This is a genomic window from Turicibacter sp. TJ11 (genome assembly GCF_021497505.1).
Taxonomy (GTDB): Bacteria; Bacillota_I; Bacilli_A; order MOL361; family Turicibacteraceae; genus Turicibacter.
In genome coordinates, this window is sequence record NZ_CP069349.1 from 463,742 (window position 1) to 476,594 (window position 12,853).

Annotated in this window: 14 protein-coding genes; 10 read left to right on the forward strand and 4 right to left on the reverse strand. The window is 33.6% G+C overall.

What is annotated here, in order from left to right:
- Positions 1-41 precede the first annotated feature (41 nt).
- The 6 genes from JRC48_RS02210 (at position 42) to JRC48_RS02235 (ending at position 5,348) form a co-directional block, all read left to right on the forward strand.
- On the forward strand, positions 42-350 hold the full coding sequence (locus JRC48_RS02210; protein WP_235070243.1) for a hypothetical protein: 309 nt from the start codon (positions 42-44) through the stop codon (positions 348-350).
- A gap of 361 nt (positions 351-711) precedes the next feature.
- Positions 712-990, forward strand: a complete 279-nt coding sequence (locus JRC48_RS02215; protein WP_235070244.1) for a hypothetical protein — start codon at positions 712-714, stop codon at positions 988-990.
- Between the two features lie 239 nt (positions 991-1,229).
- Positions 1,230-1,406 (forward strand): hypothetical protein, encoded by a 177-nt coding sequence (locus JRC48_RS02220; RefSeq protein WP_235070245.1) that lies wholly within the window; start codon positions 1,230-1,232, stop codon positions 1,404-1,406.
- A gap of 356 nt (positions 1,407-1,762) precedes the next feature.
- Entirely contained in the window at positions 1,763-2,509 is a 747-nt protein-coding gene (locus tag JRC48_RS02225; RefSeq protein WP_235070246.1) for a DeoR/GlpR family DNA-binding transcription regulator, read from the forward strand.
- Positions 2,506-3,426, forward strand: coding sequence for a 1-phosphofructokinase (gene pfkB, locus JRC48_RS02230; RefSeq protein WP_235070247.1), 921 nt, complete (start codon positions 2,506-2,508; stop codon positions 3,424-3,426). The genes JRC48_RS02225 and pfkB overlap by 4 nt, the downstream gene beginning before the upstream one ends.
- Before the next feature lie 14 nt (positions 3,427-3,440).
- Positions 3,441-5,348 (forward strand): fructose-specific PTS transporter subunit EIIC, encoded by a 1,908-nt coding sequence (locus JRC48_RS02235; protein WP_235070248.1) that lies wholly within the window; start codon positions 3,441-3,443, stop codon positions 5,346-5,348.
- Between the two features lie 136 nt (positions 5,349-5,484).
- Here the strand turns inward: JRC48_RS02235 and JRC48_RS02240 are convergent, their stop codons facing one another.
- Complete coding sequence (locus JRC48_RS02240; RefSeq protein WP_235070249.1) at positions 5,485-6,114, reverse strand: hypothetical protein; 630 nt, start codon at positions 6,112-6,114, stop codon at positions 5,485-5,487.
- Positions 6,115-6,489: 375 nt separating this feature from the next.
- Here JRC48_RS02240 and JRC48_RS02245 point away from each other — a divergent pair, with 375 nt between their 5' ends.
- The 3 genes from JRC48_RS02245 to JRC48_RS02255 all read left to right on the forward strand — a co-directional run bounded on the left by JRC48_RS02245 (position 6,490) and on the right by JRC48_RS02255 (position 7,982).
- The gene (locus tag JRC48_RS02245) at positions 6,490-7,056 is read left to right on the forward strand and encodes a hypothetical protein (protein ID WP_235070250.1); all 567 of its coding nucleotides are present in this window, start codon (positions 6,490-6,492) and stop codon (positions 7,054-7,056) included.
- A 118-nt stretch (positions 7,057-7,174) separates the two neighbouring features.
- Positions 7,175-7,315 (forward strand): hypothetical protein, encoded by a 141-nt coding sequence (locus tag JRC48_RS02250; protein ID WP_235070251.1) that lies wholly within the window; start codon positions 7,175-7,177, stop codon positions 7,313-7,315.
- A gap of 295 nt (positions 7,316-7,610) precedes the next feature.
- Entirely contained in the window at positions 7,611-7,982 is a 372-nt protein-coding gene (locus tag JRC48_RS02255; protein WP_304941334.1) for a CPBP family intramembrane glutamic endopeptidase, read from the forward strand.
- Positions 7,983-8,170: 188 nt separating this feature from the next.
- Here JRC48_RS02255 and JRC48_RS02260 read toward each other — a convergent pair whose 3' ends face one another.
- The 3 genes from JRC48_RS02260 to JRC48_RS02270 all read right to left on the reverse strand — a co-directional run bounded on the left by JRC48_RS02260 (position 8,171) and on the right by JRC48_RS02270 (position 10,991).
- Entirely contained in the window at positions 8,171-8,929 is a 759-nt protein-coding gene (locus JRC48_RS02260; protein ID WP_235070252.1) for an exodeoxyribonuclease III, read from the reverse strand.
- Positions 8,930-9,010: 81 nt separating this feature from the next.
- A complete protein-coding gene (locus JRC48_RS02265) occupies positions 9,011-10,315 on the reverse strand; it encodes a cell wall metabolism sensor histidine kinase WalK (RefSeq protein ID WP_235070253.1) in 1,305 nt (434 codons plus the stop codon).
- A complete protein-coding gene (locus JRC48_RS02270; RefSeq protein ID WP_235070254.1) occupies positions 10,308-10,991 on the reverse strand; it encodes a response regulator transcription factor in 684 nt (227 codons plus the stop codon). The genes JRC48_RS02265 and JRC48_RS02270 overlap by 8 nt, the downstream gene beginning before the upstream one ends.
- Before the next feature lie 229 nt (positions 10,992-11,220).
- Here JRC48_RS02270 and JRC48_RS02275 point away from each other — a divergent pair, with 229 nt between their 5' ends.
- Complete coding sequence (locus JRC48_RS02275) at positions 11,221-12,534, forward strand: aminoglycoside 6-adenylyltransferase (RefSeq protein WP_235070255.1); 1,314 nt, start codon at positions 11,221-11,223, stop codon at positions 12,532-12,534.
- Positions 12,535-12,853: the final 319 nt, after the last annotated feature.

Genomic DNA, 12,853 nt, shown 5'->3' on the forward strand with positions numbered 1-12,853 from the left:
TATAATTAGACATAGTTAGATTAGATAAGGAAGGATTCAAAATGAAAACATATTACTATACAAACTTTGAGTTTTATTACGATGAAAATACAATGGATATTCCTCAACATATTTTAGAAAGCAAGGATTTATCAGACGCAGCCAAAAATATTTATATTTACTTTATTTATTTAATTACAGAAGAAGTTAGCGATATTTTAGGTGCATTAACTCAAATTGAAGAAGCTAAAAAAGACTTAGAGGTTGGATTAAAAGAACTGATCGATTGCGGTTTAATTAAGACTGAGATTATTAAAAATGAGATGAACGAAGAGGAACTTCATTATATTGTGACAAAGGAGATGAATTAATCATTAATTCATATTTATGTCTCAGTTAAAAGCACGCTGAACCAAGACTATTTTATCAACGTAATAGACTCTCTTGACGATACCTCGTTTGAAACATCAAACGAACGACATCAAGAGAGTTTTTTATTGCAACATTTAGAAGAATCATCTCAAAAGATGACAAGAATGTAATAGATTAGAGCCTCAAATAACGTCTGTTTTTGATAAACCTTTATAAATTATGGTTATTCATTAGTTTGTTTGCGTTTTCATTAGCTTTCATTGAGTTTTTTTTCACAAAGTTATTGTTAAAAAATTCACAACATGCTATAATGAACTCATCAAGGAAAACAAAAATAAAAAATGAGAGGGGTTTTCTAGCATGAGAACAGAAAAAGAATTTATCAACTATATTAATGAATGTCCAGCAACCGTTAAAATTAGAGGAAATCGTCAAAATATTATCTTATCTTGTGAAGATACAGAAGTGAAATTTCCAGTAGTTGATCAAATTTATACACGATTTGTGTGTTCTTTATCAAATGCGGAAGTTTTATCTAAAGGTCGCTTAGAAACGATGACTGATGAAACATTAACAGCATTAGCTCATGCGGCTGCCAATAAAAAAGTATCTAGTTTTGATTTAGTATTTCAAGCATAAAAGGAATAAAAACATCACACTAAAGTGCTAATTGAAGTGAATCATGCCGTTTGGAAAACAACCAAACGGTTTTTTTGTTATTAGTCTCATGAAAATTAATCTTGCTGTAACACAGCACGATTTTTATCACTCGCAGCATGAATGAAGTAAAACATTAGAAAAAATTTAAATATTTAGGAATATTTTTTTAAGGTGGCTCTTATAATGTGATATCAAACCTATTAAAGGAGCTACTAATCATGAAAAAATTCGAATACAAATTAGAAACATTAAACATTGATATTAGATCAGCACTAAATCCGGAATACACAGATCTTCATCAACAATTAGAAGAGAGATTAAACGAACTTGGAAAAGACGGTTGGCGTCTTTGTGGAGTAAATGGATCTTTATATTATTTTGCGCGTGAAATTTAAGATCAATCATCAGATTATTGATAGATTTAGACTTTGTATCAATTGGGTAAAGCACACGTCATCCACTTTTACAAAGTCTTTTTATTGTGCCAAGAGATGAATTTTTTCAGACACATGATGGAGTTAGAAGGTCAGTTATTACTTTTTAAAATGAATGATTTTGAAGGTTTTTTGATTGGAAGTTTGAGATGAAGTGATTAAAATGAAAGTTTTTGAATGAATTTTGATTGAAAATGGTTGCTTTTTGTAAGCGTTTGAAATAAAATGATCTTGTAAGTAATCAAAACATCATAAATAATATTTTAAAAATAATAGAAACAGTAATATTTGGGTAAAGTATGATATGAGGTGAAATTTTGATCACAGAAGAAAGACATCAACGAATTGTGAGCGAACTAAAGCAAAAAGGATCGGTCAGAGTAGCTGATTTGGTTGAAAAATTCAATTTATCAGAATCCACGATTCGACGTGATTTAGATCATCTAGAGGAGCTGAATTATTTAAAGCGTGTCCATGGAGGCGCCGTATCAGTTCAAAATAAATTCATAGAAAAAAGTTATCACGATAAATCAAGTGAGTTCGTGACTGAAAAAGATTTAATTGCAAAGTATGCGGCTTCTTTAGTTGAAGATGGTGATAGTATTTATCTTGATTCAGGAACAACTACGTATGAGATGATTAAGTATCTAAAAGATAAAGACATTGTTGTGGTGACCAATGGTTTATCTCATGTTGAATCATTAATTAACCAAAACATCTCCTGTTTTGTGTTAGGTGGTAAGGTGAAACCAAAAACAAAAGCAGTCGTAGGCTATGAAGCCATTTCAACTTTAGGACGCTATCGATTTGATAAATGCTTTATGGGGAGTAATGGTGTTCATTATTTACATGGATTCACGACACCTGACCCAGAAGAAGCAATGATTAAAGAGAATGCGATCAAAGCGGCAAATGATGTCTTTGTTTTAGTAGATGAAACAAAATTTGGAGAGGTAAGTTTCACTAGATTTGCAAAAATAGATGAAGCAACCATCGTCACAAATCGCCAGGAAGATTTAAATCAATATCAAGATAAAACATTAGTGAAGGTAGTGAGAAAATGATTTATACAGTAACACTTAATCCTTCAATTGACTATGTTGTTAACATGGATCAATTAGTTGAAGGAACCGTTAACCGTATCTCGACAGAGAATTTTTATGCAGGAGGAAAAGGAATTAATGTTTCACAAATTTTAAATCAACACAACATTGATAATAAAGCATTAGGATTTGTGAGTGGATTTACAGGCGAGTTTATAAAACAAAGCTTAGAAGAAAAAGGAATTCAGACCGACTTTATTTCATTATCTTCAGGGTATTCACGTATTAATATGAAAGTAAAAACTAAAACAGACGAAACAGAAATTAATGGAGCAGGTCCAACCATTTCTCAAGAAGCGATTGATTCATTGTATCGTCAACTAGATGAACTAAAATCAGGAGATACGCTTGTGTTAGCAGGAAGTATCCCGTCATCACTTCCTGATGATTTTTATGAACAAATCATGAAGTACATCGAGAAAAAGCAAATTAAAGTCATCGTAGATGCCACAAAAAATTTATTATTAAATGTGTTAAAATATCATCCGTTCTTAATTAAACCTAATCATCACGAAATTGCTGAAATGTTTGACGTTACCATTTCAAGCTTAGAGGATTTACTTCACTATGGTGAGCGATTAAAAGAAATGGGGGCAAAAAATGTCTTAATCTCAATGGGAGGTGAAGGCGCAGTTTTATTAACTGAAAGTGGGGAAGTTTATCGCAGTAATGTTCCAAAAGGAACGGTGAAAAACTCCGTAGGGGCAGGAGATTCGATGGTAGCTGGGTTTATCGCAGGATACCAAAAAACAGGACGTTATGATGAGGCATTACGTTTAGGAGCTGCAAGTGGAAGTGCAACGGCATTTTCAAGTGATGTGGCGACACGTGAGTATATTGATCAATTAGTATCGGAGATTCATGTTAATCAATTATAAATGGAGGTCTAACCATGAGAATTACAGGCTTATTAAGCAGACAGTCAATTAGCTTGGATTTAAAAGCAGACAATAAGAAAGCAGCGATTGATGAATTAGTTGATTTAGTAAATGCTAGTGGGAACTTAAGTGACAAGGAAGCCTATAAAAAAGGAATTATTGCTCGTGAGGAGCAAAGTACAACCGGAATTGGTGAAGGAATTGCCATTCCACATGCTAAAACAAGTGCAGTGAAAAAAGCATGTCTAGGAGCTGCAGTTAGTAAAGCGGGTGTGGATTATGAATCATTTGACGGTAGTTTAGCTCACTTATTCTTTATGATTGCAGCACCGGATGGAGCTAATAACACTCATCTAGAAGTGTTATCACGTTTATCAACTATTTTAATGGATGAAGATTTCCGTAAGAAGTTAATGAATGCTCATACAGTAGATGAGTTTTTATCGTTAATTGACGCTAAAGAAACAGAAGCGTTTAAAGAAGAAACAGAATCACAAACAGATGAGTTTTATGAAGCACCTAAACGAGGAGATGCGAAATATCCACGCGTACTAGCTGTTACGGCTTGTCCAACAGGAATTGCGCATACGTTTATGGCGGCAGAGGCGTTAAATAAAAAAGGCGCTGAAATGGGAATTTCTATCAAGGTTGAAACGAACGGTTCAGCAGGAGCAAAAAATGTTTTAACTAAAGAAGAAATCGAACACTGTGATGCGATTATCGTTGCAGCAGATAAAAAAGTAGAAATGGCTCGATTCAATGGTAAAAAGGTCATTCAAACGAAAGTTGCCGATGGAATTCATAAGTCTGAGGAATTAATTAATCGTGCCATTAACGGAGATGCACCTATTTATCATAGTTCAGAAGGATCAGCAAACACAGAAGAAGAAGTTAGTGAAAGTTTAGGTCGTCAATTATATAAACATCTAATGAATGGTGTTTCTAATATGTTACCATTTGTTGTTGCAGGTGGAATTTTAATCGCACTTGCGTTCTTATTTGATGATCGTTCAATCAATCCAGCTAACTTTGGATCGAATACTCCACTTGCCGCATTTTTTAAATCTATCGGAGATGCAGCGTTTGGCTTTTTGTTACCGGTTTTAGCGGGATTTATTGCCGTTAGTATTGCTGATCGCCCAGCAATGGTCGTTGGATTTGTTGGTGGACTCTTAGCTAACACAGGTGGAGCAGGATTTTTAGGAGCATTACTAGCGGGATTCATTGCCGGTTACTTAGTGTTAGGATTACGTAAAGTCTTTAGTTTCTTACCATCATCATTAGAGGGAATTAAACCCGTACTACTGTATCCATTATTCGGAACATTGTTAGTTGGAGTGGTGATGACGTTCGTTGTTAATCCTCCGGTTGCCTATTTAAATAACGGATTAACTAATTTCTTAAATGGTTTAGGAACAAGCTCAGCTGTCATTTTAGGAATTGTTGTAGCGGCTATGATGTCAATCGATATGGGTGGACCATTTAATAAAGCAGCTTACGTTTTCGGTATTGCTTCATTACAATCAGGAAACGAAATGGTCATGGCAGCTGTTATGGCAGGTGGAATGGTTCCACCGCTTGCAATTGCATTAGCGACAACGTTTTATAAAAATCGTTTTACACCACAAGAACGTGATTCAGGAAAAGTCAATTACGTCATGGGAGCCTCATTTATTACAGAAGGTGCGATTCCATTTGCTGCGGCAGATCCACTTAAAGTCATTCCTTCATGTGCGATAGGAGCAGCAGTAGCGGGAGCATTAACAATGATCTTTGGATGTACGTTACCAGCGCCACATGGTGGAATCTTCGTTTTCCCAGTCGTAGGAAATTGGCCAATGTATTTAGTTGCAATCTTAGTAGGATCGATTGTTGGAGCTGTTATTTTAGGCTTCTTAAAACGTCCAAGACATGAAGCTTAATAAATAAAAAAGAAGATAAAAAGCTTGAAGTCATTAACTTCAAGCTTTTTATTTTAAATGAAAGATTAGTGCGAAAAATAAAGCCTCGTATAAAATACTCTAATAGGGTATCAATCATACGAGGTTTTTTACTGATTTAATTTTCTTTTAGTTGACCATTTGCTATTAAAAATTCCTTGAATAATGGAAGTTTTTCAATTAGCTCATCGCAAAATTGACGCCACTCTGGTAATCGATGAGTATGACGCTGTGACCAAATGTTCATCAGTTGCAAATAATTCGTCGTTACACGACCTGTCATTTTTAATCCTGCTGGTGTTGAATAAAGTAACTTTAAATAATCCTCTTTAGCATTTGTTTCATGATAGATGGATTGAAGTTCTTTTAATCGCTCAATGATGACTGGATCGGTGTACTCGTTAAAAGCCTCTTCTAAATTAAATTTACTAATACGGTGCATTGTGCTCATCCCTGTAATGATATCGGCAAAGTGATAACGTTGAAATTCAATCCATGCTTTATTTGTAAACGTAAGATCCATATTAACGACAATCCCTTTAGCGAATGAGCAATGACCACTATTTAAAGGGGCCTTTAATAACTTTAATACACGAGTATAGTGACGGTTATCAGAAGCTAAAGCTTCTTTTAACGTGTTGATTTGTTCTAAACAATATTGTTCATTATATTCTTCAATCATGGCATAGCCACTTGAAATAATGGTTTCTTCTAAGTCATAAACTTGAAAATTAGTGATGACAGACATGCGTGAAAATCCCCCTTATTTAAATTTGTCTATTAGTTAGATATTTTGTCGGTAAAAGCTTAGGTTTAATGATATCTTGAAAGAGGAGATTAATCAAGAGGTAAAGTGTCATCTTAAAAACATTTTTAATGGAACTAAAGACTCAATTACTGATTAAAAGACATCATTTAATACAGTTGAATAATAGTTTAGGTATGGTTCATTCTTATATGCAGTTAGATAATCTTAATTAAGTTTAGTTGTCGTTTTAATGTGATTTTTGTAGTATAAAAGTCTGTGAGTGGCAAAGATATTTATGAATGGATGACAGAGATAGACAAGTTATTCATTTTTGAGGTGATAAAATAAAAAAATGTAAAAAGGGAGGGAAGTCATATGGAAAATCCTAAATCATTTTCGACTTTTTTAGATGGTTTTAATTTAGGAACTTTTTTGTCACTTCTTTCATTAGTGACGTTGTTAATGAAAAGTCCAACCATTGAAGGATATATATTTATTACGATCTTAATTATTATAACGGGAATCGTGGTGGGAGTCGTTCGTCAATATTTATTAATTCAATTAACTTTGACAAAAAACATGAAACACGCCTTTATGAATTCAGGAAATAACATTCCCACTAGATTATTAGAAATGAGAAATCATAAATTGGGTGATGCATTGAATTTATTAGTTGGAATTAGTGCAAGATTACGATTCAATATGTATTTAATCGGGGCATTAATGTTATTGCTTGTTTTAACGTTACTATTACCGACTGTTTATAGCTATAAAATAGCTTCTAAAATTCTTATTTTTAGCAGTGTTTGGAGTATCATCTTTATCATAAATGCGGCTAAGATGATATTAGAAGTTAGTCATAATTGTCATTATTTACAATGTCAAATTAGACACTTATTAAAACTTCATCAATTTAATCAAACCGAATTTGGCCAAAAATAAAGCTAGCTAACTATCCTTATTAAGGATAGTTTTTTGTATTTGATGAGATCGCGTCACATCATCAAAGCTAGTGTTATGTAATAAATTTAGATTTTGATGAAAGCGGGGGGGGATTAGATTGAAAACAGAATTTTCTCAAACGTTAGCTTGGCGGACAATCATCGTTTGTAGTCTCATTCAATTGTTGATGTCCATGATGAATTTAATGATCATGGCTCATTCATTCAATCAGTCATCGTGGGTTTATCAATTTTATTAGTTATATGATCATGATTAGTTACGTCATTAGTTGTTCAAGTTATCGGTATAAAGCATGGATGTATAATCTAAAGGGCTTGAAAGATAAAGAATTCCTGTGGTGTGGACTTTTAGTATTTGTCACGCAATATTTTATATCTTCAGGTGGTTATCCAGTCGTTTTAAGTCTTCTTTTTTATGTGAATAAATCGTTAGCGATGAATCTATCTCATCAATCGCTTATAAGTTTTACGAATGACAGCGATTGATTATTTGCCTGTTTAACGATCTCTTTTTTAGTTCCTATTTTTGAAGAACTGTTATTTAGAGGTGTCATATTGAGTCGGTTATCTCAACGTTTTTCGGATTTTTGGTCTTTAATAACCATGTCACTTAGCTTTGGACTTCTTCATGGAGTCGACTTTATTGGAGCAACGGTGTTTGGATATTTATGTGGCGCTTTATATCTTAAATTTAAAAATATTTGGGCTTCCATTTTAGTACATAGTCTAAATAATGCACTTGGTTGTCTCTTTTTTGTTATCAATCAAAATCAGAAGCTTTCATTGCCGAGTTTTAATGAAGTGGAAGTACTTCATTCATTTAAAGAAGGATTCAGTTTTTTACTGATTGGGGGTGTCTTCCTCGTTTTTACCTTAAAACATCTAAATCAATCACGTCTTGAATAGAGACTTTTTTTATTGGACAGAATAGAAAAAATTTGAATGAATGAACGATTTAGAAGCGTTAAGGAATAGTTGTATTAGATGGACAGAGCCTTATTTGCTTGAGATGATTTGATTTCTTATTTTTACAAAAAAGAGATACGGCATATAGCTAACGATAAACTATATGCCGCACGAATGGTCAATTTTTTTTATAAATCAATGGTTAATCCAACTGGACAATGATCCGATCCTAAAATTTCAGCATAAATTTGTGCACTCTCAAGTTGATCTTTTAACTTAGCTGATGCAATAAAATAGTCAATGCGCCATCCCACATTTTTTGAACGAGCATTGGCACGATAAGACCACCAAGAGTAGCAGTTTTCTTTAGTCGGATAAAAATGACGGAATGTATCAATAAACCCAGCCTCCAAAAGATGAGTCATTTCCTCACGCTCAGAAGGTGTGAATCCAGGATTTTTAGTATTCGTTTTAGGATTTTTTAAATCGATAGCTTGATGAGCGACGTTTAAATCACCGCAAATAATGACAGGGTTTAGTTTTTCAAGTTCTGTGAGATAAGAACGAAAATCTTGTTCCCATTTTAAGCGATAATCGAGTCGAGCTAATTCATTTTGTGAATTGGGCGTATAAACGGTCACTAAGTAAAACTGAGGATATTCAAGCGTAATCACACGTCCTTCTTGATCATGTTCCTCCATTCCAATTCCATAAGCGACGGATAATGGCTCATGTTTAGTAAAAATAGCAGTTCCAGAATATCCTTTTTTAACGGCATAATTCCAGTATTGATAATAGCCTTCTAATTTTAAATCGATTTGTCCTTCTTGTAATTTTGTTTCTTGAACACAGAAAAAATCTGCATCCACGTCATTGAAAAAATCTAAAAATCCTTTTTTAACACAAGCACGTAATCCATTCACGTTCCAAGAGATCAATTTTAACACTAGTTTTTCCTCCTTTTTTTGATTAGTTTACCGAAAATTCATTTAAAAGTCCAACGAGATGATTAAAAAAAGCCCAATACATTAATTGGGCTCTTGAATGAGATGTTTAAGTGAAAATCGTTGGGATTTAGTTGGTAATGTCACGGTGAATGTTGTTCGTCCATTGAGAACACTTGTCACTGAAATGCTTCCGTGATGTTGATCAATAATAGACTTTGCAATCGATAGGCCTAGTCCATAGCCACCCGTTTCACGAGCTCTAGAATCATCGACACGATAAAAACGTTCGAAAATTTTATCAAGATGTTTTTGGGGAATTCCTTCTCCTTCATTACTTATTTGAAGTTGATAACTCGAATGATGACGTTTAAGGCTAATGTGAATCGTTGTACCGACAGGAGCATATTTAAGGGCGTTATCTAGTAAAATAACGGCTACTTGTTGAATGCGAGCTTCTTCTCCAACATACATCAAGTCGGGTTCAATTGATATCTCTAACGATTTCAAAGATTCAAAGACAATGGATTCAAAAGGGAGAATCACGTGTGTAATCGCTTCACTTAAATTAAAGGATGACTTGACTAAAGCTTCATGGCGATCAACTTTGGCTAAGTACAGTAAGTCACTCACTAATTTAGACATACGTTGTGTTTCTGATTTAATGTAATCAACCCATTTTTGTTCACTCATAATTGTGTGATCTTTATTCGCTAATAAAACATCTGTCGTTGTTTGAATGACAGTTAATGGTGTTTTTAATTCATGTGAGGCATCTGCCACAAATCGCTGCTGTTTTTCCCACGCTAAAGCAATTGGTCGAATCGCCCAAGTTGCTAAATAATAACTAATAATCGATAAAATAATAATAGAAATGATACCGATGGCAACCAACACTAAAATCAGTTGTGAGAGGGTTGCGATTTCTGATGATCGATCTAAAAAGACAAGAATCTTTGTTCCATTTGGATGAATTTGCATCAAATAACGTAAGTTTAAATCATTGAATGAAATTACTCCCTCGTCTTTCTCTAAGGAGAGGACATCAGCAACTAATGATTCGTAACTTGTTAAATCGGAACTTTCATCAATATTAGTAATCATTTGAACGAGATGATTCGATTGATCTAAAATAATGGTAAAACTATCACGCCATAAATTTTTATTAATAGGAATCGGATCGTGTTTCGATTGAGGCATCATTAAATCACGATAAGGAAGATTATAATTTTTTCCTTCCGTTTGAGCGATTTGTTGCATTACTTTAATGGCCTGTGTTTTTCCACTTTGATACATCAGATAAAAAGTTCCAGCAAATAAGGCAAAGAAAATGGTGAGTAAAATGGATAAATTAATCCAAATAAACCGACGTTTTAATTTTTTAATCATCGGAGTTCACTCCAAGGCAGTATCCGACTCCACGAACGGTTTTAATTTTAACCGAAGAGTTGATAAACTGAAGTTTTTTTCGAAGAAAGGAAATATAAACTTCAACATTATTGTAGTCAACCTCAGCGTCATACCCCCAAACCTTTTCAATCAGTAATTCTTTCGTGACAATTTGATTTCCATGATGCATTAAACAAGATAAGATGTTGAATTCTTTTAGTCCAAGTTGTACTTTCTTTTCCTGACATCGAAGTTCATGAGTTGATAAATTAAGTTCCGTTTCTTCATAATGAACACAATCATCGGTCACCACATCACCTTGACGGCGAAGCAGGGCACGGACACGGGCGAGTAGTTCTTCGGTGGCAAAGGGCTTCGTTAGGTAATCATCAGCACCTAGATCAAGCCCGTAGACTTTATCGCTAATCTCATCTTTTGCGGTTAAAAATAAGACAGGGGTTGTGATTTTGTGATGGCGTAATTCTTTAAGAATGTCAAAGCCATTTCGTTTAGGTAACATGACGTCTAAAATAATGAGATCATAAATGCCACTTAGACCATAATCTAAACCAGAATCGCCATCATTAAAAATATCAACGGTATATTTTTGGCTTTTCATAATTTGTCCAATGACATCCGCTAATCGAACCTCATCTTCAACTAATAGTATTCTCATATCTTTCACCTCTTTTCATTATTTTAGCATAAATGTCTTAAAACAATCTGAAAGAAGGGAGGAAAATAAAAAAGGTGATAGTGTATACTTTTTGTAGATAAACATAAAATGATAATAAAGACTATTTAGACGTAAAAATTGTTTTAAGCGTTGACACATAAATGCTCGTACGAATCACGATAAAATAGCTTTTATAGGAATAGATAAAGATAAAATTGGAGAGTTAGAGATGTACTTACAAACAAGCCAGTATCATTTGATTAAAGGGAAGCATACCAATATCCCCATTCAACAATGGGAGGATGCTCCTTATTTATTAATCCAACCTCAAACCCATTTATTATATTTAGAGTGGGAAATCATTCTTGATGAAACAAGATTACCAGTGGGGACGATCGCATTAAAGCAACTAAAAGATTTGATGACATTTGAAATCGTTTATGATTGGGAAATAGAGGACACAAGTGTGGAAGTCGTTTTAGAGTGTTTGAAGTTAGTCATGGATTATGCCTTTGGAACTCTAAGAATTCAAACGTTAGTTATTCGTTTATACGCACTTGACTTTAAAATGATGAATCTTGTGCAGCGATTAGGAATGACACTTGAAGAAAAAATTATGATAGGTGGGGTGGTTTTTTCTGTTTATAGTCTCAGTCACGATCAGCAACATTCGATGATGAAAATGAGATCGTCGTCTTTAGTTCAAAGTCAGATTCTGCAGTTTGTGAAACAAGAAGAACCTATTCGTCTGATGATTCAGACAGGACAACGATTAAACAAACATGCTCCAATTGATTTATTAAGAGATTATCATTATCGATTATTTATTCAAGATAATTTTTTTTATGATTATCTTCATCAATCAAATTGGATGAATCACTTAGGGGAAGTTGTCATTAGTAGAAAAAGCGTATTATCTGATTACGCATATTTATTTCAAATTCAATTTAAAGACGGTGTAAGACTTGATCTAGAGTTTATTTCGCTTCATCAGTTATGGGCGGTCATTTACGAAGAAACATTATCAAAAGTCATTTTAGATAAAGATGATTTGCTTCATGCGCTTGATGAACCGAATGATAGCGCCTATTATGTTCAACGACCAACCGAAGAAGAATTTCATGAGTTATTAAATAATATTTGGTGGTATCAAATTGAAGTGGCCAAAGCACTTTACCGAGATGAAATACCATTAGTCATCCGAATGTATGAAGGAGAATTGTTACAAGAGATTACCACGTTATTAAGCTGGAAAATCGGTATTAAGTATGACTGGAAAGTTGATTTAGGACGTCATAAACGTTGGTTAAAGCGATATTTACCAGAACATACGTACTTAGACTATATCAGTGTCTGTTCCATCATCAATCCTCATTCAGTTTGGGAAAACTTATTTTCTATTGAACCGTTTGTACAAAAACTAGCAAAAGAAATTGGAAGTTATTTAGGATATGCTTTCGATCATTCTCAAGGAGATAAAGTCAAGCAGTTCTTGCATCGAATGAACTCTTTACCAGATAATGCGACAGATTTTAATCATTAACGGAGTAAGAAAACAAGGATAAAAAATATGGCTTAATAAAAATTCAGGTCAGCATTCTATTGTTACAGAGATGTGATCTCACTGTTGTTAAATAGCTAGTGATAAGAAAGCTAATCTAAATATTTACCATTTTTTAATAATAGGATCATTCTTACAATAAAAGGTCACGGTGACCTTTTATTGTTTTTAAGTTAATGAATTTGTAAAGAGTCTGATTTAATCGTTAGATAATTTATTTAAGGAATCATCATTTTCATTAATCGATTAACCGACAAGGTTACTCATGAACGTAGAGATTAAAGAAAAATGATGACTAATT

Coding starts and splice junctions, on each gene's coding strand:
- JRC48_RS02210 (WP_235070243.1), top strand. CDS start 42: ATGAAAACATATTACTATACAAACTTTGAGTTTTATTACGATGAAAAT.
- JRC48_RS02215 (WP_235070244.1), top strand. CDS start 712: ATGAGAACAGAAAAAGAATTTATCAACTATATTAATGAATGTCCAGCA.
- JRC48_RS02220 (WP_235070245.1), top strand. CDS start 1,230: ATGAAAAAATTCGAATACAAATTAGAAACATTAAACATTGATATTAGA.
- pfkB (WP_235070247.1), top strand. CDS start 2,506: ATGATTTATACAGTAACACTTAATCCTTCAATTGACTATGTTGTTAAC.
- JRC48_RS02235 (WP_235070248.1), top strand. CDS start 3,441: ATGAGAATTACAGGCTTATTAAGCAGACAGTCAATTAGCTTGGATTTA.
- JRC48_RS02240 (WP_235070249.1), bottom strand. CDS start 6,114: ATGTCTGTCATCACTAATTTTCAAGTTTATGACTTAGAAGAAACCATT.
- JRC48_RS02245 (WP_235070250.1), top strand. CDS start 6,490: ATGGAAAATCCTAAATCATTTTCGACTTTTTTAGATGGTTTTAATTTA.
- JRC48_RS02265 (WP_235070253.1), bottom strand. CDS start 10,315: ATGATTAAAAAATTAAAACGTCGGTTTATTTGGATTAATTTATCCATT.
- JRC48_RS02270 (WP_235070254.1), bottom strand. CDS start 10,991: ATGAGAATACTATTAGTTGAAGATGAGGTTCGATTAGCGGATGTCATT.
- JRC48_RS02275 (WP_235070255.1), top strand. CDS start 11,221: ATGTACTTACAAACAAGCCAGTATCATTTGATTAAAGGGAAGCATACC.